The organism is Citrobacter sp. MGH104 (genome assembly GCF_001034485.1).
Classification (GTDB): domain Bacteria; phylum Pseudomonadota; class Gammaproteobacteria; order Enterobacterales; family Enterobacteriaceae; genus Citrobacter; species Citrobacter freundii.
This window is the reverse complement of record NZ_KQ089819.1, coordinates 529,469-546,998: the sequence shown is the minus strand read 5'-3', so window position 1 is coordinate 546,998 and position 17,530 is coordinate 529,469. Positions and strand designations below refer to the sequence as shown.

At 53.3% G+C, this 17,530-nt stretch carries 13 protein-coding genes and 3 tRNA genes; 12 read left to right on the top strand and 4 right to left on the bottom strand.

Annotation, left to right across the window (positions count from 1 at the left end):
- The first annotated feature begins 110 nt into the window (after positions 1 to 110).
- Both epmA and yjeM read left to right on the top strand, forming a co-directional pair.
- The gene (epmA, locus tag SK34_RS20930; protein WP_016149440.1) at positions 111 to 1,088 is read left to right on the top strand and encodes an elongation factor P--(R)-beta-lysine ligase; all 978 of its coding nucleotides are present in this window, start codon (positions 111 to 113) and stop codon (positions 1,086 to 1,088) included.
- Between the two features lie 214 nt (positions 1,089 to 1,302).
- Entirely contained in the window at positions 1,303 to 2,805 is a 1,503-nt protein-coding gene (gene yjeM, locus SK34_RS20925; protein WP_048234118.1) for a glutamate/gamma-aminobutyrate family transporter YjeM, read from the top strand.
- Between the two features lie 65 nt (positions 2,806 to 2,870).
- On the opposite strand, the gene mscM is transcribed toward yjeM, so the two are convergent.
- From mscM to rsgA, 3 genes are all read right to left on the bottom strand, one after another.
- Positions 2,871 to 6,185 carry a miniconductance mechanosensitive channel MscM gene (mscM, locus tag SK34_RS20920; protein WP_048234116.1) on the bottom strand — a complete coding sequence of 1,105 codons (3,315 nt, stop codon included), beginning with the start codon at positions 6,183 to 6,185 and terminating at the stop codon, positions 2,871 to 2,873.
- 17 nt (positions 6,186 to 6,202) lie between these two features.
- Entirely contained in the window at positions 6,203 to 7,171 is a 969-nt protein-coding gene (gene asd / locus SK34_RS20915; RefSeq protein WP_003839474.1) for an archaetidylserine decarboxylase, read from the bottom strand.
- 92 nt (positions 7,172 to 7,263) lie between these two features.
- A complete protein-coding gene (rsgA, locus tag SK34_RS20910; protein WP_003025561.1) occupies positions 7,264 to 8,316 on the bottom strand; it encodes a small ribosomal subunit biogenesis GTPase RsgA in 1,053 nt (350 codons plus the stop codon).
- Positions 8,317 to 8,421: 105 nt separating this feature from the next.
- On the opposite strand from rsgA, the gene orn reads away from it, so the two are divergent.
- The 4 genes from orn to SK34_RS20890 all read left to right on the top strand — a co-directional run bounded on the left by orn (position 8,422) and on the right by SK34_RS20890 (position 9,572).
- Positions 8,422 to 8,967 carry an oligoribonuclease gene (orn, locus tag SK34_RS20905; protein ID WP_003839477.1) on the top strand — a complete coding sequence of 182 codons (546 nt, stop codon included), beginning with the start codon at positions 8,422 to 8,424 and terminating at the stop codon, positions 8,965 to 8,967.
- A 185-nt stretch (positions 8,968 to 9,152) separates the two neighbouring features.
- Positions 9,153 to 9,228: transfer RNA gene (locus tag SK34_RS20900), tRNA-Gly, on the top strand.
- 37 nt (positions 9,229 to 9,265) lie between these two features.
- Positions 9,266 to 9,341 (top strand) — tRNA-Gly (locus tag SK34_RS20895).
- Positions 9,342 to 9,496: 155 nt separating this feature from the next.
- Positions 9,497 to 9,572, top strand: a tRNA-Gly gene (locus tag SK34_RS20890).
- A 269-nt stretch (positions 9,573 to 9,841) separates the two neighbouring features.
- Here SK34_RS20890 and queG read toward each other — a convergent pair.
- Positions 9,842 to 10,981 carry a tRNA epoxyqueuosine(34) reductase QueG gene (gene queG / locus SK34_RS20885; protein WP_044699183.1) on the bottom strand — a complete coding sequence of 380 codons (1,140 nt, stop codon included), beginning with the start codon at positions 10,979 to 10,981 and terminating at the stop codon, positions 9,842 to 9,844.
- On the opposite strand from queG, the gene nnr reads away from it, so the two are divergent.
- The 6 genes from nnr to hfq all read left to right on the top strand — a co-directional run bounded on the left by nnr (position 10,980) and on the right by hfq (position 17,519).
- On the top strand, positions 10,980 to 12,527 hold the full coding sequence (gene nnr, locus SK34_RS20880; protein ID WP_048234114.1) for a bifunctional ADP-dependent NAD(P)H-hydrate dehydratase/NAD(P)H-hydrate epimerase: 1,548 nt from the start codon (positions 10,980 to 10,982) through the stop codon (positions 12,525 to 12,527). The two genes, queG and nnr, sit on opposite strands and share 2 nt — an antisense overlap.
- Entirely contained in the window at positions 12,499 to 12,960 is a 462-nt protein-coding gene (gene tsaE, locus SK34_RS20875) for a tRNA (adenosine(37)-N6)-threonylcarbamoyltransferase complex ATPase subunit type 1 TsaE (RefSeq protein WP_003025570.1), read from the top strand. The genes nnr and tsaE overlap by 29 nt, the downstream gene beginning before the upstream one ends.
- Before the next feature lie 16 nt (positions 12,961 to 12,976).
- Positions 12,977 to 14,308, top strand: a complete 1,332-nt coding sequence (amiB, locus tag SK34_RS20870) for an N-acetylmuramoyl-L-alanine amidase AmiB (protein ID WP_016149446.1) — start codon at positions 12,977 to 12,979, stop codon at positions 14,306 to 14,308.
- A gap of 9 nt (positions 14,309 to 14,317) precedes the next feature.
- Positions 14,318 to 16,183, top strand: a complete 1,866-nt coding sequence (mutL, locus tag SK34_RS20865) for a DNA mismatch repair endonuclease MutL (RefSeq protein ID WP_048234113.1) — start codon at positions 14,318 to 14,320, stop codon at positions 16,181 to 16,183.
- Positions 16,176 to 17,126 (top strand): tRNA (adenosine(37)-N6)-dimethylallyltransferase MiaA, encoded by a 951-nt coding sequence (miaA, locus tag SK34_RS20860; RefSeq protein WP_003839486.1) that lies wholly within the window; start codon positions 16,176 to 16,178, stop codon positions 17,124 to 17,126. The genes mutL and miaA overlap by 8 nt, the downstream gene beginning before the upstream one ends.
- Positions 17,127 to 17,210: 84 nt before the next feature.
- On the top strand, positions 17,211 to 17,519 hold the full coding sequence (gene hfq, locus SK34_RS20855; RefSeq protein ID WP_003025584.1) for an RNA chaperone Hfq: 309 nt from the start codon (positions 17,211 to 17,213) through the stop codon (positions 17,517 to 17,519).
- Positions 17,520 to 17,530: the final 11 nt, after the last annotated feature.

Genomic DNA, 17,530 nt, shown 5'->3' with positions numbered 1-17,530 from the left:
TGTCGCTTTTTTTATCCAATTGCCAGTGCTGATTACTGCTGCCTGAAATTTGTCTCGTTAGCGCGATACGAGTAGACTTCGTGCCCTTGTCTTAAATCGGAGAAACAACCATGAGCGAAACGGCAACCTGGCAGCCGAGCGCGTCCATCCCCAATCTGTTAAAACGTGCAGCAATTATAGCGGAGATTCGCCGCTTTTTTGCCGATCGTGGCGTGCTTGAGGTTGAGACCCCTTGTATGAGTCAGGCAACGGTAACGGACATCCATCTGTTCCCGTTCGAAACGCGTTTCGTTGGCCCTGGACACTCCCAGGGGATGAATCTCTATTTAATGACCAGCCCTGAATACCATATGAAGCGCCTGCTGGTGGCAGGGTGCGGCCCGGTGTATCAACTGTGCCGCAGCTTCCGTAATGAAGAGATGGGGCGCCATCATAACCCTGAATTCACCATGCTTGAGTGGTATCGTCCGCACTACGATATGTATCGGCTGATGAATGAGGTGGACGATTTGCTTCAGCAGGTGCTGGACTGTTCGCCTGCGGAAAGCCTCTCTTACCAGCAAGCCTTCCAGCGTCATCTGGAGATAGACCCGCTGTCTGCGGATAAAACCCAACTGCGGGAAGTGGCGGCGAAATTGGATCTCAGCAATATTGCCGATACCGAAGAAGACCGGGACACCTTACTGCAACTGCTGTTTACGATGGGCGTTGAGCCGCATATTGGTAAAGACAAACCGACGTTTGTGTATCATTTCCCGGCCAGCCAGGCATCACTGGCGCAAATCAGTACCGAAGATCACCGCGTGGCTGAACGTTTCGAGGTTTATTACAAAGGTATTGAGCTGGCAAATGGTTTCCATGAATTGACCGACGCGCGTGAACAACAGCAGCGGTTTGAACAGGATAACCGCAAACGTGCCACACGAGGCTTACCGCAGCAGCCTATCGACACCAACCTGCTGGAAGCGCTGAAAGTAGGCATGCCGGATTGCTCAGGCGTGGCTCTGGGTGTTGACCGTCTGGTGATGCTGGCGCTGGGCGCAGAGAGCCTGGCCGAGGTTATCGCATTTACCGTCGATCGCGCATAACTTACTCTTCCGCAATACAAAGTGGTGGCTTAATCGCCACTTTGTAGCATATTTTTTCATTTCCCCTCTAATAGCCACAATTTACACCTGGATATTTGATAGCGTTTAGGTATCAATTCTGTGTTGATTTTTTTATCGCTGAACTCTGCAAAGAGAGCAGTGCCAACCGGTGAGCGGCGTTTGCTAAACGCTTGCCAGAGTAAGGGATGGTTTAATGACCCAAACAATAAAAAAGATGAGCCTGCCAGGTCTCATTCTCATGATATTTACGTCAGTTTTCGGTTTTGCTAATAGCCCCTCCGCATTCTATTTAATGGGGTATAGTGCAATACCGTGGTATATATTTTCTGCATTATTATTCTTTATTCCATTTGCTTTAATGATGGCGGAAATGGGTTCTGCCTATCGGAAAGAAGAGGGTGGAATCTATTCGTGGATGAATAATAGCGTTGGACCGCGCTATGCCTTTATCGGCACGTTTATGTGGTTTTCTTCTTATGTGATATGGATGGTAAGTACTGCGGCGAAAGTCTGGGTACCTTTTTCAACCTTCTTGTTTGGCGCAGACATGACGCAGCACTGGCGTATTGCAGGGCTTGAGCCTACGCAGGTTGTCGGGCTGCTCGCCGTCGGCTGGATGATTCTGGTGACCTGCGTGGCATCCCGGGGTATTAATAAGATTGCGCGTATTACGGCAGTAGGCGGAATTGCCGTAATGTGTCTTAATTTGGTTCTGTTGTTAGTGAGTGTCGCTATTTTGTTATTAACTGGTGGCCACTTTGCACAGGATATTAATTTTATCTCCTCACCTAATCCCGGATATCAGTCCGGGCTGGCAATGTTGTCATTTGTTGTGTTTGCCATTTTTGCTTATGGCGGAATTGAAGCTGTAGGGGGACTGGTTGATAAAACAGAAAAACCAGAAAAGAACTTTGCTAAAGGCATTGTTTTTGCCGCTATTGTCATTTCTGTTGGTTATTCACTGGCCATCTTTTTATGGGGCGTTAGCACCAACTGGCAGCAGGTATTAAGCAATAGCTCGGTCAACCTCGGCAATATTACTTATATCCTGATGAAGAGCCTCGGGATGAGGTTGGGTAATGCGCTGCATCTTTCCCCTGAGACCGCGATGGTGATGGGCGTATGGTTTGCACGTATTACCGGGCTTTCCATGTTCCTGGCCTATACCGGCGCTTTTTTCACCCTCAGCTACTCACCGCTGAAAGCGATTATTCAGGGTACGCCGAAAGCGTTGTGGCCCGCGCTGATGACCAAACTGAATGCCGTAGGGATGCCGACGACGGCAATGTGGTTACAGTGCCTGCTGGTGAGCCTGTTTATCCTGTTGGTTTCATTTGGTGGCGATACGGCTTCAGCGTTCTATAACAAACTGACGCTGATGGCGAACGTATCCATGACGTTGCCGTATCTGTTCCTGGCGCTGGCGTTTCCGTTCTTTAAAGCCCGTCCGGGTCTGGAAAGACCGTTTGTTGTCTTTAAAACCCGAGCGGCGACGCTGCTGGCAACGGGTGTGGTCGTTCTGGTGGTGACGTTTGCCAACGTGTTCACCATCATCCAGCCGGTAATTGAAGCCGGGGACTGGAACAGTGCCTTGTGGATGACCGGCGGCCCGATCTTCTTCTCGCTGCTGGCGATGGCGATTTATGAGAACTACAGCCGCCGCGCGGCCAACGAACCTGAGTGGGCGGTGGAATAAACGACCTGCCCAATCCGGCCTACAAAGATGCATCTTAGTAGGCCGGATACAGTGAAGCCTTCCGCTTACAAACTTCCCGCCGGGCGGCTGCCTCTTCCTGCAGAACTTAATGTTCTCCCCGTTTGCTTACCACCGAGGCTTTCCAGACGCATCTGGAACGGTGGGAACGGCATATCAATACCATGCTCGCGGAAGCCTGCCAGAATCAGCTGGTGGATTTCATGGCGCAGCGGCATGCGATGCCCCATTTCAGCGGCATAAATACGCAGTTCGAAGATTTGAATTCCTTGTTGCAGGTCAACCAGGAAGACTTCTGGCGCCGGGTTATCGATAACCAGCGAGCAACGATGTGCGGCAGTCAGCAGGATCTGCGTAACCTCCTCGCTGTTAGCCTCCGACGGTGCCGGGATGGTTAACACCACACGGGTAACCGAATCGGATAGCGACCAGTTGATAAACTGTTCGGTGATAAAGGCTTTGTTGGGTACGATGATCTCTTTGCGGTCCCAGTCGCTGATAGTGGTGGCACGGGTATTAATTTTCGTCACGCTACCGGTGAGATCGCGAATTGTAACCGTGTCGCCAATGCGGATTGGCTTTTCAAACAGGATAATCAGGCCGGAAATAAAGTTGGCGAAGATCTCCTGCAAACCAAAGCCCAGACCGACACCGAGAGCCGCCACCAGCCATTGCAGTTTGGACCACTCAATACCGATCATCGAGAAGCCCACCAGGCCGCCAATCAGCATCAGAAGATACTTAGTGATAGTGGTGATGGCGTAACCGGTGCCGGGGGTTAAATCCAGATGTTGCAGTAGCGCCAGCTCCAGCAACGCGGGTAGGTTGCGCACTAGCTGGGTGGTGATGATAAACACCAGAATAGCAATGAGAACCGCGCCCAGCGTTATCGGTTCTAAGCTTTCCACGCCCTGCACCGTGGAGGTGACATCCCACAACGAGATGTTTTCCAGGAAGCCGAAAGCGGAATGAATTTCTGACCACAGCACAATGACCGAGAGCAGGGCGATAAGCATCAGGATAGAACGTACCAGGCGCAGCGATTGCGCGCTGATTGCATCCAGATCCACTTCGCTTTCATCTACATCGATCGTACCTTCAAGGCTGGTTGAATGAGGTGGTTCCTCTTCGCCCCGCGCACGTTGCGCCAGCATTTCGGCGCGTCGATGTTTGGCGCGGTCAAACGCAAGGCGGCGGCGCTGAATTAGCATCCAGCGGCGGATAACGTGATACACCACCAGTAATAAGAACCAAATCGCCACGGATGTTTCCAGACGTGCCAGCAGGGCTTGCGATGTGGCGAGATAACCCACTGCCGCGGCGAGAATGGCAATCAGCGGCGCGCCCATCAGCATATTCCACAGCATACTATTGACCATGTTTTCGCTGTTGCCCTCTTTATCGAGGTACAGCGGTATCCCGGCGCGTTTCAGGCTCAGGGTCACGACCGCCAGCGCACCGCAAATCAGAATAAAGCACAGACGTCCCAGTGAGGCGGAGAATTCCCGGTCATTGAGATTATCAAACATAATCACTGCCATGATCAGCGGGACAATCAGTCCGATGCTCATCAGGTAGTAGTGCATGGCTTTCGCGACGCGGTTACGTGGCCAGCCAAAGTGGGCAATGAACAGACCGTTGGGACGCGCAAAGGTGGCGCAAATCATTACCGCCCATAGCATAGGCACCGTGGCGGTAACGCCATCGCCGATAGCAACAGCCAGCGGGTAAGGCCAGGCTTCCTGCAACCCGTAACCGAGCGTTGCCCATAACACCGGCAACGGAGAAGCGACGAGTATTGACCAGAATACCGTGCGTATTGTCAGCCAGAAATGGTCCTGGGTGACTTTCCCGACTCGCGCGGACGAGCGTTCAAGGAAACGGGTGAAGTGCTTGCGCGAAGAGAGGCTAAAGCCAACCAGCACCAACGCCGCGAACAGCGGCAATAGTGTTTCTTTGCTGGTCAGCATCATGACGCTGGCTTTACCCAACTGATTAAACGTATCTAATGAGATCAAACGCCGCAGATCCTGAACGATGTCGACAGGCCAGGAGAGCGAGATGGGACTGACGTCTGACGTCCAGAACAGATAGCGGTGTGTCGCTTCGTTGACCTCTTTTAGCGCATCTTCCAGTTGGCTATTGGAGACTTTGAGCTTGGTCAGCTCAAGGATCAGCGTATCGCCGCCCTGTAACAATGAGTTCAGCAGCTCGCGCTGGGTGCGTAGCTGAGCGTTGAGAATGCTGCTCTGTTCAGCGGTCAGCGGTTGTCCATCGGCCTGATGAATCTGACGCAGCTGCGGCTGTTTGTTGAGGAGATCCTCATAGCGCATACGGTGCACGCGAAGCTGCGCCATTTCGGTATCCAACTGCTGGGGCTTGGGCATTTCCGGCAGACGGGATACCTGCGCGCGCAGCGCTTCTCCCAGCATATTTGAAACCCCAAGCCACTGAGACTGCTCTCGCAGCGTATTCAAGGCCTGGCGGACCTGCAGCGTTTGGCTGGCAGCCTGACGCTGCTGCGAGGCGACCAGGTCCATACGTTGCGCCTGCTGGTTCAAGGCCTGAGACAGCTCGCGGTTAACCTTGAACTGATCGACAATACCTTCCGGCAGTCCCGCGCTGTTTTCCGCCAGCAGTTCGGTGCTTTCCAGCGCTCGCTCTGCTTCGCGCTGACGCTGACTGTTGAGTTGATTGCGCAAAGCCTGCAGGTAAGTGTCGAGTTGTTGACTCTGCTTTTCTGCCAGTTCGGAGCGCATACGCGCCAGTTCCTGACGGTTATTGGCGGAAAGCTGTGCCAGCTCCAGTTCATCGACCAGGGCTTTAAGTTTGGCGGATTCAGCTTGCATCGCCTGATTCTGCGCGGAATTGCCGTTGGCGGTACCAATGCGGCGCTCAAGCTCATTGAGCTGGCGGCGGGCATCGGTTTGCTGTTGAGGAAGCTGGCTTAACGAGTCGGCGATTTCCCGGGCGCGATCCTGCTCCTGCTGGGCCTGACGACTCTTTTCCAACAGTTGGCTGCTAACCTGGAGGATCTCCTGGTTTAATGCATCGGTAGAGAGCCCGGTTGGTACATTGCGCGGTTCATCGCGCAGGTTACTAAGCTGTGCGCGTAACGTTGCGGACAGCTTGGGGAAGTTATCAATAACCTGCTGATATTGCTGTGCGCGCTCGAGAGAGCCTTTCCGCTCCTCAAGGGCATTCAGCGCGGACTGGAGCGCCTCGACGGTTTCTGGCTGAGCGGGTTTTGCCGCTTTTGCCTGCTCCAGTTCCTGGGTGAGTTGTTTGGCATCGGGGGCCGTCGCAGCGTACGCCCCCAGGCTGAGGCACCAGGCCATCAGAAAAGTGATAATCAGGCGCACAGCAGCGATTCCTATGTTTAACTTTCGTCTTTTTTGTCGTCAACCAGCGGGCTGGCGTCGTGTTCTGCTTCGATCTCTTCTTTCGTCAGCGGGGTCGGTTCTGCCTCTGGCGTCACGAAAGTCTCGGTCGAGATGGCCATTGGTTGGCCGATTTTGGTCACGGAAAGATCCTGCAACTGCTCAACCAGGTTAACTTTGCCAGGTGCGAACAGGTTGATGACGGTGGAACCGAGCTTAAAGCGGCCCATTTCCTGACCTTTCAACAGCGCTACCGACCCTTCGCTTTCGCCTTCCGGCCAGGTCCAGCGCTTGATGACGCCTTCACGCGGTGGAGTAATGGTGCCAGCCCATGTGGTTTCAATGCTGCCGACGATAGTCGCGCCGACCAGAATCTGCACCATCGGACCAAATTCGGTATCAAACAAACAGATTACGCGTTCGTTGCGGGCAAACAGGTTCGGTACGTTTTGCGCAGTCAGGATGTTTACAGAGAAGAGATCGCCCGGCACATACATCATTTCACGCAGGATACCGTTACACGGCATGTGTACACGGTGGTAATCGCGTGGAGACAAGTAAGTGGTTACAAACGTACCGTTGCGGAATTTGTCCGCCATCTGATAGTTGCCAGCCAGCAGCGCTTCAAGGGTATAGCTGTGCCCTTTAGCCTGCAGCAATTTGTCTTCTTCGATGTTGCCTAACTGGTTGATCACGCCGTCAGCGGGCATGACCAGTACGTTTGGATCGGTATTAATCGGGCGAGCATCGTCGCGCAGCGGGCGAACAAAGAAGTCGTTAAAGGTGCGATAGCTGGCGGTGTCCGGCTTTTGCGCCTCTTTCATATCGACCTTGTAATATTTCACGAACAGATCGATAACCAATTTGGTCAGCCATCCCGCTCGTTTGCTCGCACCCCAACCCGCCAGGCGAGTGAGCCATAGTTTCGGCAGAATGTATTGTAGCGAAAGCTTAAATGAGTTTAACAAGGTAGCCTCCAGGCCATAATTTGTTCCCGATCCGGCATGTGGGCCGGATCCTGAAAAAAGGGGGACGATTCTAGCGATGCTTAGCTTAGTTGTCAGTTGTCTGTATCAGAAAAGTTTTTACGCGTTTTTACCTGCGCCATGCTTTCCAGGATGCGGTGATAATTTTCAAACCGGGTTTCGGCTATGGCCCCTTTTTCTACAGCCTCACGGATAGCGCAGCCTGGATCGGTATCATGCTTGCAGTCGCGGTATTTGCAATGGCCCAGGTAGTCATGAAATTCGACAAAGCCATGCGTGATTTGTTCCGGCTCCAGATGCCACAGTCCGAACTCACGTACGCCAGGGGAGTCGATAACGTCGCCGCCGTGCGGGAAGTGATACAGGCGAGAGGCCGTGGTAGTGTGCTGTCCAAGACCGGAGTTGTCGGAGACATCGTTGGTCAGGATCTCTTCCTGCAGGCCGAGAAGATTATTGAGCAGGCTGGATTTACCTACGCCCGACTGACCGGCAAAAATGCTGATGCGATCGGTTAATGCTTCTTCAAGTGGTTTCAGGCCGTCTTTAGTACGGCTGGATACCATCAACACCCGATAGCCAATGTCGCGATAGATATCCATCTGTTCGTTAACGAAGGCCATGCCTTCATCATCAAGCAGATCGATCTTATTCAGTACGATAATTGGTTCAACATGTAGCGTTTCGCAGGCTACCAGATATCGGTCGATAATATTGAGTGACAGCTCGGGTAAGATGGCTGAGACAATAACGATCTGGTCGATGTTGGCGGCAATAGGTTTTACCCCGTCGTAAAAGTCGGGACGTGTCAGTACCGAGGTACGATCGTGTACCGCTTCAACGATACCTTTGACATTCACGCCTTCAGCCGCCGCTTTACCCGGGCGCCAGACTACGCGATCGCCAGTAACCAGCGAGCGAATTGTACGGCGGATGTTGCAGCGGTGAATTTCACCGTCAGCAGACTCTACGTCGGCATGCATGCCAAAACGGCTGATAACGATGCCTTCAGCGGTTTCGCCAAACAGGTTGTCGTCGTAGTCGGGCTTCTCCGTGGACGTTTTGAGACGACGCTGGTGATTGGCGTTCACACGGCGCTGTTGGCCTTTGGAGAGTTTATTCTTACTCAATCGGACTGGCTCCTGGTCGCCCATGATGGGCAAAACATTTATGATACACACAATTTTAGATCAATGTAGTCACACTGAATGTGACGCTGAAGGGTGGAAAATAGCATGAGTGCCAATGAAAACAACCTGATTTGGATCGATCTGGAAATGACAGGTCTGGATCCCGAGCGCGATCGCATTATTGAGATCGCCACGCTGGTGACGGATGCCAACCTGAATATTCTGGCAGAAGGACCGACAATTGCGGTGCACCAGTCCGACGAACAACTGGCATTAATGGATGACTGGAACGTACGTACGCACACCGGTAGCGGGCTGGTGGAACGCGTGAAGGCGAGCACCATGGGCGATCGTGAAGCAGAACTGGCCACGCTGGCTTTTTTGAAAGAGTGGGTTCCGGAAGGGAAATCACCTATCTGTGGCAACAGCATCGGCCAGGATCGTCGTTTCCTGTTTAAATACATGCCGGAGCTGGAGGCGTATTTCCATTATCGCTATCTGGACGTCAGCACGCTCAAAGAACTGGCGCGTCGTTGGAAGCCGGAAATCCTGGCTGGCTTCACCAAGCAGGGAACACATCAGGCGATGGACGACATTCGTGAATCTGTTGCTGAGCTTGCTTACTATCGCGAACATTTTATTAAGCTTTGATTTTGTTCTCCGGTGGCTTGCGTCACCGGCTTTTTGACGCTAAATTGTTCAGCTTGATTGCAAAGTAATCACTTGAACGAATTTTCGAAAAAAACGTATTCAAGGGGGTTGCAGCTAAACGGATTTCTCGTATAATGCGCCTCCCGTAACGACGCAGAAATGCGAATTACGACAGCAACAAATTTGCGGGAATAGCTCAGTTGGTAGAGCACGACCTTGCCAAGGTCGGGGTCGCGAGTTCGAGTCTCGTTTCCCGCTCCAAAATTTGAAAATGCTTGTAAAGCAAAGACACACCCAAGCGGGAATAGCTCAGTTGGTAGAGCACGACCTTGCCAAGGTCGGGGTCGCGAGTTCGAGTCTCGTTTCCCGCTCCAAAATTTGAAAGTGCTTATAAGCACAGACCACCAATCGCAGGATTTCGAATTGCGACAAGGCGGCAACTGAATGAGTCCTTAGGAGCTTACTGAAGTAAGTGACTCAGGCGAATGAAGGCAGCCAACGCAGTAGCGGTTCGAAAGACGAAGATTATGCGGGAATAGCTCAGTTGGTAGAGCACGACCTTGCCAAGGTCGGGGTCGCGAGTTCGAGTCTCGTTTCCCGCTCCAAATTCTTACCTCAATAAAAATATCCACAACGAATAATCGCGTTGGGGACGTTTTGTTTCGTCATTGACATACTCTTGTAAACAGACTTATCCACAGGTTCGGGTATTATTCCTGGAATGCAAAAAGCTTCGCCGGGTAAATAGTATCATTTTAATTAATTGAAATTATTGACTTAATTATCATTTCAAATTGTTAATGCGATCACTTGACGATTTTTTCCTTCTTGAATATCAATGTGTTTTTATTTTTATACACAAGCTGTGGATGACTTAAGCGTCGCGCGGCAGACCCTTCTCAATGACCCTGACCAAACGTTGTTTCTTCGGTAGCTGCACCTCAACTACGCAGGCATTTCGCTTCTCGATTTGCTGAGCAACCGCCCAGTCTATGTGTTCGTCGAGAAGTGGGTGCTCACCTCTGCGACTTTCCAGCGCGAGAATAACAGCGTCATTCCAGGGAGCATTACCCAACGCAACGGCGATATTTCGCAGCCAGCGCAGGTGGCCAATACGACGAATGGCAGACCCCTCCGTGACTTTTAAAAACCACGCTTCGCTCCAGCTAAACAGCTCTATTAACTCCGGAGCATGAAGCTGCTTGCGCGGGTTGAAGTCATCCTCTGTCGTCAACTGTGAATAGCGGTTCCACGGGCAAATGAGCTGGCAATCATCGCAGCCGTAAATTCGATTCCCCAACAATGGACGAAACTCTTCCGGTATCGGGCCTTCCAGTTCGATAGTGAGATAAGAGATACAGCGGCGCGCATCTACGGTGTAGGGTTCAACGATGGCCCCGGTGGGACAGATTGTCATGCAGGCGACGCATTTCCCGCATCCTTCTTCTGCTGGTTGGTCGACCGGCAAGGGTAAATCGATCAGTAATTCCCCGAGGAAGAAAAATGAACCGGCTTCGCGATTGAGGATTAGTGAGTGCTTACCTGTCCAGCCAAGCCCGGCTTTTTCCGCCAAAGGACGCTCAAGAATGGGCGCAGAATCGACAAAAGGTCTAAAATTCAGCGAAACGCAGTGCTGTTGAATCATCTCTCCCAGCTTTTTTAAGCGGTTACGTAGCAGCTTATGGTAGTCGCGGCCAAGCGCGTAACGGCTGACGTAACCCAGAGAAGGGTTCTTCAACGTGCTGGCAAAGGCCGCTTTGGCAGGAAGATAGTTCATACGTACGCAGATGACACGTAGCGTACCGGGCAACAATTCGTGGGGGCGGGCGCGCATCATGCCGTGACGGGCCATCCAGTCCATCTCGCCGTGGTATTGTTTATCCAGCCAGGCCTGCAGTTTGGGCTCTGCTTCGCTGAGGTCGGTATCGGCAATACCGACCTGCTGAAAGCCAAGCTCCAGCCCCCACTGCTTAATATTTTGCGCTAACTGATTGAGATCGAGGGGCTCTGACATGACGGACCATACAATGAAGAAAAACCCCGCAAGTATACCACACTCCATCTGGCACGCCGATGATATCAGGCGGATGGAGCGAGAGGCGGCAGACAGTTTAGGGCTGACGTTGTATGAGCTGATGCAACGGGCGGGAGAGGCGGCGTTTCAGGTCACCCGTGAGGCTTACCCGAACGCCCAACACTGGCTGGTGCTATGTGGTCACGGCAACAACGGCGGTGATGGTTACGTGGTGGCAAGACTTGCCAAAGCGCAGGGTTTTAATGTTACGTTGCTGACGCACGAGAGTGATAAACCGCTCCCCGAGGAAGCGCAGCAGGCGCACGACGCCTGGCTTAACGCCGGTGGCGTTATTCATGCTGCTGATATTAACTGGCCAGACAGTGTGGACGTCATTATCGACGCGCTGTCAGGTACTGGCTTAAAAAACGCGCCGCGTGAACCTCTCCCGGCGTTGATCGAACGTGCCAATAGCCACCCAGCCCCTACAATTGCAATCGACATTCCCTCCGGCCTGCTTGCGCAGACGGGGGCGACGCCGGGGGCAGTCATCAACGCTGCGCATACCGTTACCTTTATTGCGCTCAAGCCAGGTCTGCTCACCGGTAAAGCACGCGATGTCACCGGACGTCTGCATGTTAACGCACTCGGGCTGGACGACTGGCTGGCGGGGCAGAACGCGCCGCTGCAACGTTTTGATGCTCAACAGCTTGCGCACTGGCTAACGCCGCGTAGGCCCACCTCACACAAAGGCTCCCACGGTCGGCTGGTGATTATCGGCGGCGACCACGGCACGGCAGGTGCAATACGTATGGCCGGTGAAGCGGCGTTGCGTGCGGGAGCCGGGCTGGTCAAAGTATTGACGCGCAGTGAGAACATTGCGCCTGTTCTGACTGCCAGACCAGAACTGATGGTCGATGCGCTGACGCCGCAGACTCTGGAAGAGAGCCTGGCATGGGCGGATGTTGTGGTGATAGGACCAGGGCTTGGTCAGCAGGAGTGGGGCAAAAAAGCGCTGCAAAAAGTGGAGAATTTTCGCAAACCGATGCTCTGGGATGCGGATGCGCTGAACCTGCTGGCAATCAACCCCGATAAACGTCACAATCGCGTGATCACGCCGCATCCAGGTGAAGCCGCGCGACTGCTGGGCTGTTCCATTGCAGAAATTGAAGACGATCGCTTACTTTGTGCACAACGTCTGGTAAAACGGTACGGAGGCGTAGTAGTGCTGAAAGGCGCGGGTACGGTTGTTGCTGCTGAACAAGCTGAGTTAGGTATTATTGATACTGGCAATGCAGGGATGGCCAGCGGCGGAATGGGGGATGTGCTTTCCGGTATTATTGGCGCATTGCTCGGACAGAAGCTTACCCCGTATGATGCAGCATGTGCGGGATGTGTTGCGCACGGAGCGGCGGCGGATGTGCTGGCGGCGCGTTTTGGTACGCGCGGCATGCTGGCGACAGATCTCTTTACCACGCTACAGCGTATTGTTAACCCTGATGTGATTGACGTTTATCATGATGAATCGAGTAATTCCACTACCTGATGAGCAGGCAACTTTAGACCTGGGACTGCGGGTAGCCAAAGCCTGTGACGGCGCGACGGTTATATATTTGTACGGCGACCTGGGGGCGGGTAAAACCACTTTCAGCCGGGGATTTCTGCAAGCGTTAGGTCATAAAGGTAATGTAAAAAGCCCCACCTACACGCTGGTTGAACCCTATTCACTCGATAACTTGATGGTTTATCACTTCGATTTATACCGACTTGCGGACCCGGAGGAGCTGGAATTTATGGGGATCCGCGATTATTTTGCCAATGATGCCATCTGCCTGGTGGAATGGCCGCAACAAGGTAAAGGTGTACTGCCAGACCCGGACGTCGAAATACACATTGAATATCAGGCGCAAGGTCGAGAGGCGCGCGTAAGCGCAGTCTCCTCATCGGGTGAATTATTGCTGGCGCGTTTAGCCGAATAACCTTAAGGGTGGCGGGATGATTTATCGCATCAGAAACTGGCTGATGGCAACCCTGGTCCTGCTGTGCGCGCAGGCAGGGGCCGCCAGCCTCTCCGATCTTCAGGTTTCCAATGGCAATCAACAGGCGCGGATTACACTGAGCTTTATTGGCGAGCCTGAATACGCCGTGAGCCAGGACGGGAAACGCACCGTCGCGCTGGATATAAAACAAACCGGAGTGATTCAAGGATTACCGCTGCTGTTTAGCGGCAATAATCTGGTGAAATCTATCCGCTCCGGCACGCCAAAAGATGCGCAGTCCTTGCGTCTGGTGGTGGATTTAACCGAGAACGGCAAGGCCGAAGCCGTTAAACGACAGAACGGCGGCAATTATACAGTTGTGTTTACCATCAAAGCTGATGCGCCACCGCCACCGCCTCCACCTCCAGTGGTTGTTAAGCGTGTTGAAACGCCGGTTGTCGCCCCTCGTCCTGCCGAGCCTGCGCGTAACCCGTTTAAAGCAGAGAACGATCGCACCACGATGGTGACCAACAGTAATACCTCCACACGACCTGCGGCGCGCGCCAGCACCGGCAGCGGTGAAAAAGTGGTTATTGCCATTGATGCCGGACACGGCGGGCAGGATCCGGGGGCGATTGGCCCTGGCGGCACGCGTGAGAAAAACGTCACGATTGCCGTGGCGCGTAAACTGCGCAGCTTGCTCAATGATGACCCAATGTTTAAAGGCGTACTCACCCGTGATGGCGATTACTTTATCTCGGTGATGGGGCGTTCAGACGTCGCACGTAAACAAAACGCCAATTTCTTGGTTTCTATTCACGCGGATGCCGCGCCAAACCGTGATGCCACAGGTGCTTCCGTTTGGGTGCTGTCGAACCGTCGGGCGAACAGTGAGATGGCCGGCTGGCTGGAACAGCACGAAAAACAATCGGAGCTGTTGGGCGGCGCGGGCGATGTGCTGGCAAACAGCCAGTCCGATCCTTATCTCAGCCAGGCCGTACTGGATCTGCAGTTCGGTCATTCGCAGCGCGTCGGGTATGATGTGGCGACCAGCATGATCGGCCAGTTAGAACGTATTGGTTCGATGCATAAGCGCCGTCCGGAACACGCCAGTCTTGGCGTACTGCGTTCGCCTGATATCCCGTCTGTGCTGGTTGAAACTGGCTTTATCAGTAACAACAGCGAAGAACGTCTGTTGGCGAGCGATGATTACCAGCAGCAACTGGCTGAGGCGATATACAAAGGATTGCGTAACTATTTCCAGGCGCACCCGATGCAAACCGGACCGCAGGGCGCGCCGGCGCAAACCGCCAGCGCCATATCGCCGGGTAACACGTTAACAAATTAAGGATTAGCCATGCCGATTCAGGTTCTACCGCCACAGCTGGCGAACCAGATTGCCGCAGGCGAGGTGGTAGAACGGCCTGCGTCAGTGGTGAAAGAGCTGGTGGAAAACAGCATCGATGCCGGTGCGACGCGCATTGATATCGATATTGAGCGCGGCGGCGCGAAGCTTATCCGTATTCGTGACAACGGCTGCGGGATTAAAAAAGACGAGCTGGCGCTGGCGCTGGCGCGTCATGCCACCAGTAAAATAGCCTCGCTTGACGATCTTGAGGCCATCGTGAGCCTCGGATTTCGTGGCGAAGCGCTGGCAAGTATCAGCTCCGTGTCTCGTTTAACCCTGACATCGCGCACACAAGAGCAGCCTGAGGCCTGGCAAGCCTATGCTGAAGGGCGCGACATGGATGTGACGGTAAAACCTGCTGCGCATCCAGTGGGAACCACACTGGAGGTGTTAGATCTGTTCTATAACACCCCGGCGCGGCGCAAATTTATGCGCACCGAGAAAACTGAATTTAATCATATCGACGAGATTATTCGCCGCATTGCGCTGGCGCGTTTTGATGTGACGATTAATTTGTCTCACAACGGCAAAGTGGTGCGTCAGTACCGGGCAGTGGCCGTGGATGGGCAGAAAGAGCGCCGGCTGGGCGCGATTTGCGGCACGCCGTTTCTGGAGCATGCGCTGGCGATTGAATGGCAGCATGGTGATTTAACGCTGCGCGGCTGGGTGGCCGATCCTAACCATACAACGGCAGCACTGGCAGAAATCCAGTACTGCTACGTGAATGGTCGGATGATGCGAGACCGGCTGATCAACCATGCTATCCGCCAGGCCTGTGAAGATAAGCTGGGAGCCGATCAACAACCCGCTTTTGTGCTATATCTGGAAATCGATCCGCATCAAGTGGATGTCAACGTACACCCAGCTAAACATGAGGTCCGTTTCCATCAATCCCGCCTGGTGCACGATTTTATTTACCAGGGCGTGTTGAGCGTCCTGCAACAGCAGCTTGAAACGCCGCTGCCGTTGGCTGATGACGACGAACCTGCCCCAAGGCACATCCCGGAAAACCGCGTTGCTGCCGGACGTAACCATTTTGCCGAGCCGGCTCCCGCGCGTGAACCTGCGACACCGCAGTACTCAGCTGTCGCTGGAAACGGCAGTAGTGGCGCAGGCCGTCAGGCGGGGGCTAGTTGGCCTCATGCCCAACCCGGATACCAAAAGCAGCAGGGCGAAATTTATCAGAAACTGATGCAGACGCCGGCTCCAACGCGTAAAACGCCGGTCTCTGAAACATCATCGGTACCTCTGAGTGGCAGTAGTCAGGGCTTTGGCCGGGTGCTAACGATTGTCGGTGCAGACTGCGCGTTACTCGAGTGCGATGGCCATATTCGGTTGCTGGCATTACCGGTGGCTGAGCGTTGGCTGCGTCAGGCGCAATTAACGCCGGACCAGGGGACCGTTTGCGCCCAGCCGTTGCTGATCCCTTTACGTTTAAAAGTCAACGCCGATGAAAAAGCGGCGCTGCAAAAAGGACAGAGCCAACTGGCTGAGCTGGGCATTGAATTTCAACTGGATGCGCAGCATGTGACCATCCGGGCGGTGCCTTTACCCTTACGCCAACAAAATTTACAAATCTTGATTCCTGAACTGATAGGCTACCTGGCGCAGCAATCCGTATTCGAGCCGGGCAATATTGCGCAGTGGATCGCACGTAACCTGATTAGCGAGCATCCACAGTGGAGTATGGCACAGGCGATTACGCTGTTAGCGGATGTTGAGCGGCTTTGCCCACAACTCGTGAAGGCACCGCCGGGTGGTTTGTTACAACCTGTTGATTTACATTCGGTAATGAATGCCCTGAAACATGAGTGATACCCGTAAGGCGAGCCTGCCAAAGGCGATTTTTTTGATGGGGCCAACGGCCTCCGGTAAAACGGCACTCGCAATTGAATTGCGTAAAGTTTTGCCCATAGAGTTGATAAGCGTTGATTCCGCCCTTATTTACAAGGGGATGGATATCGGTACAGCCAAGCCCGATGCAGATGAATTACAGGCCGCGCCGCACCGATTACTGGATATTCGCGATCCGTCGCAAGCGTACTCCGCTGCGGATTTCCGTCGCGATGCGTTAGCCGAGATGGCCGATATCACCGCCGCGGGGCGTATCCCGTTGCTGGTGGGCGGCACAATGTTATATTTCAAAGCCTTGCTTGAAGGGCTGTCGCCGTTACCGTCGGCGGACCCGGAAGTCAGGGCCAGAATTGAGCAGCAGGCGGCAGAGCAGGGTTGGGACGCGTTACACCGACAGCTTCAGGACATCGATCCGGTGGCTGCGGCGCGTATTCATCCAAATGATCCGCAAAGACTTTCCCGGGCACTGGAAGTTTTTTTCATTTCGGGTAAAACTTTAACGGAGCTGACGCAAACGTCAGGAGATGCTTTGCCGTATCAGGTGCATCAGTTTGCAATCGCCCCGGCGAGCCGTGAACTGCTCCATCAGCGAATTGAGCAGCGTTTTCATCAGATGTTAGCTTCAGGTTTTGAAGCAGAAGTCCGGGCGCTTTTTGCCCGTGGAGATTTGCATACGGATTTGCCTTCCATTCGTTGTGTAGGGTATCGCCAGATGTGGTCATACATTGAAGGTGAAATTTCATACGATGAAATGGTTTATAGAGGTGTTTGCGCCACGAGGCAGTTGGCGAAGCGACAGGTAACCTGGTTGCGTGGTTGGGAAGGGGTGCACTGGCTTGACAGTGAAAAGCCTGACCAGGCGCGAAACGAAGTATTACAGGTTGTTGGTGCTATCGCGAACTGAATGTGTACAATTGAAACGTATCGTGCGCAATTTTTCAGAATCGAAAGGTTCAAAGTACAAATAAGCATATAAGGAAAAGAGAGAATGGCTAAGGGGCAATCTTTACAAGATCCGTTCCTGAACGCATTGCGTCGGGAACGTGTTCCAGTTTCTATTTATTTGGTGAATGGTATTAAGCTGCAAGGTCAAATCGAGTCTTTTGATCAGTTCGTGATCCTGTTGAAAAACACGGTCAGCCAGATGGTTTATAAGCACGCGATTTCTACTGTTGTCCCGTCTCGTCCGGTTTCTCATCACAGCAATAATGCCACCGGCGGCACTGGCAGCAACTACCATCACGGTAGCAACGCGCAAGGTTCATCTGCGCAACAGGACAGCGAAGAAACCGAATAAGGTTATTAGCT

What these genes read in the sequence shown, in the direction of transcription:
- epmA (WP_016149440.1), top strand. Translation starts at nt 111, where the DNA reads ATGAGCGAAACGGCAACCTGGCAGCCGAGCGCGTCCATCCCCAATCTG.
- yjeM (WP_048234118.1), top strand. Translation starts at nt 1,303, where the DNA reads ATGACCCAAACAATAAAAAAGATGAGCCTGCCAGGTCTCATTCTCATG.
- orn (WP_003839477.1), top strand. Translation starts at nt 8,422, where the DNA reads ATGAGTGCCAATGAAAACAACCTGATTTGGATCGATCTGGAAATGACA.
- nnr (WP_048234114.1), top strand. Translation starts at nt 10,980, where the DNA reads ATGACGGACCATACAATGAAGAAAAACCCCGCAAGTATACCACACTCC.
- queG (WP_044699183.1), bottom strand. Translation starts at nt 10,981, where the DNA reads ATGTCAGAGCCCCTCGATCTCAATCAGTTAGCGCAAAATATTAAGCAG.
- tsaE (WP_003025570.1), top strand. Translation starts at nt 12,499, where the DNA reads ATGATGAATCGAGTAATTCCACTACCTGATGAGCAGGCAACTTTAGAC.
- amiB (WP_016149446.1), top strand. Translation starts at nt 12,977, where the DNA reads ATGATTTATCGCATCAGAAACTGGCTGATGGCAACCCTGGTCCTGCTG.
- mutL (WP_048234113.1), top strand. Translation starts at nt 14,318, where the DNA reads ATGCCGATTCAGGTTCTACCGCCACAGCTGGCGAACCAGATTGCCGCA.
- miaA (WP_003839486.1), top strand. Translation starts at nt 16,176, where the DNA reads ATGAGTGATACCCGTAAGGCGAGCCTGCCAAAGGCGATTTTTTTGATG.
- hfq (WP_003025584.1), top strand. Translation starts at nt 17,211, where the DNA reads ATGGCTAAGGGGCAATCTTTACAAGATCCGTTCCTGAACGCATTGCGT.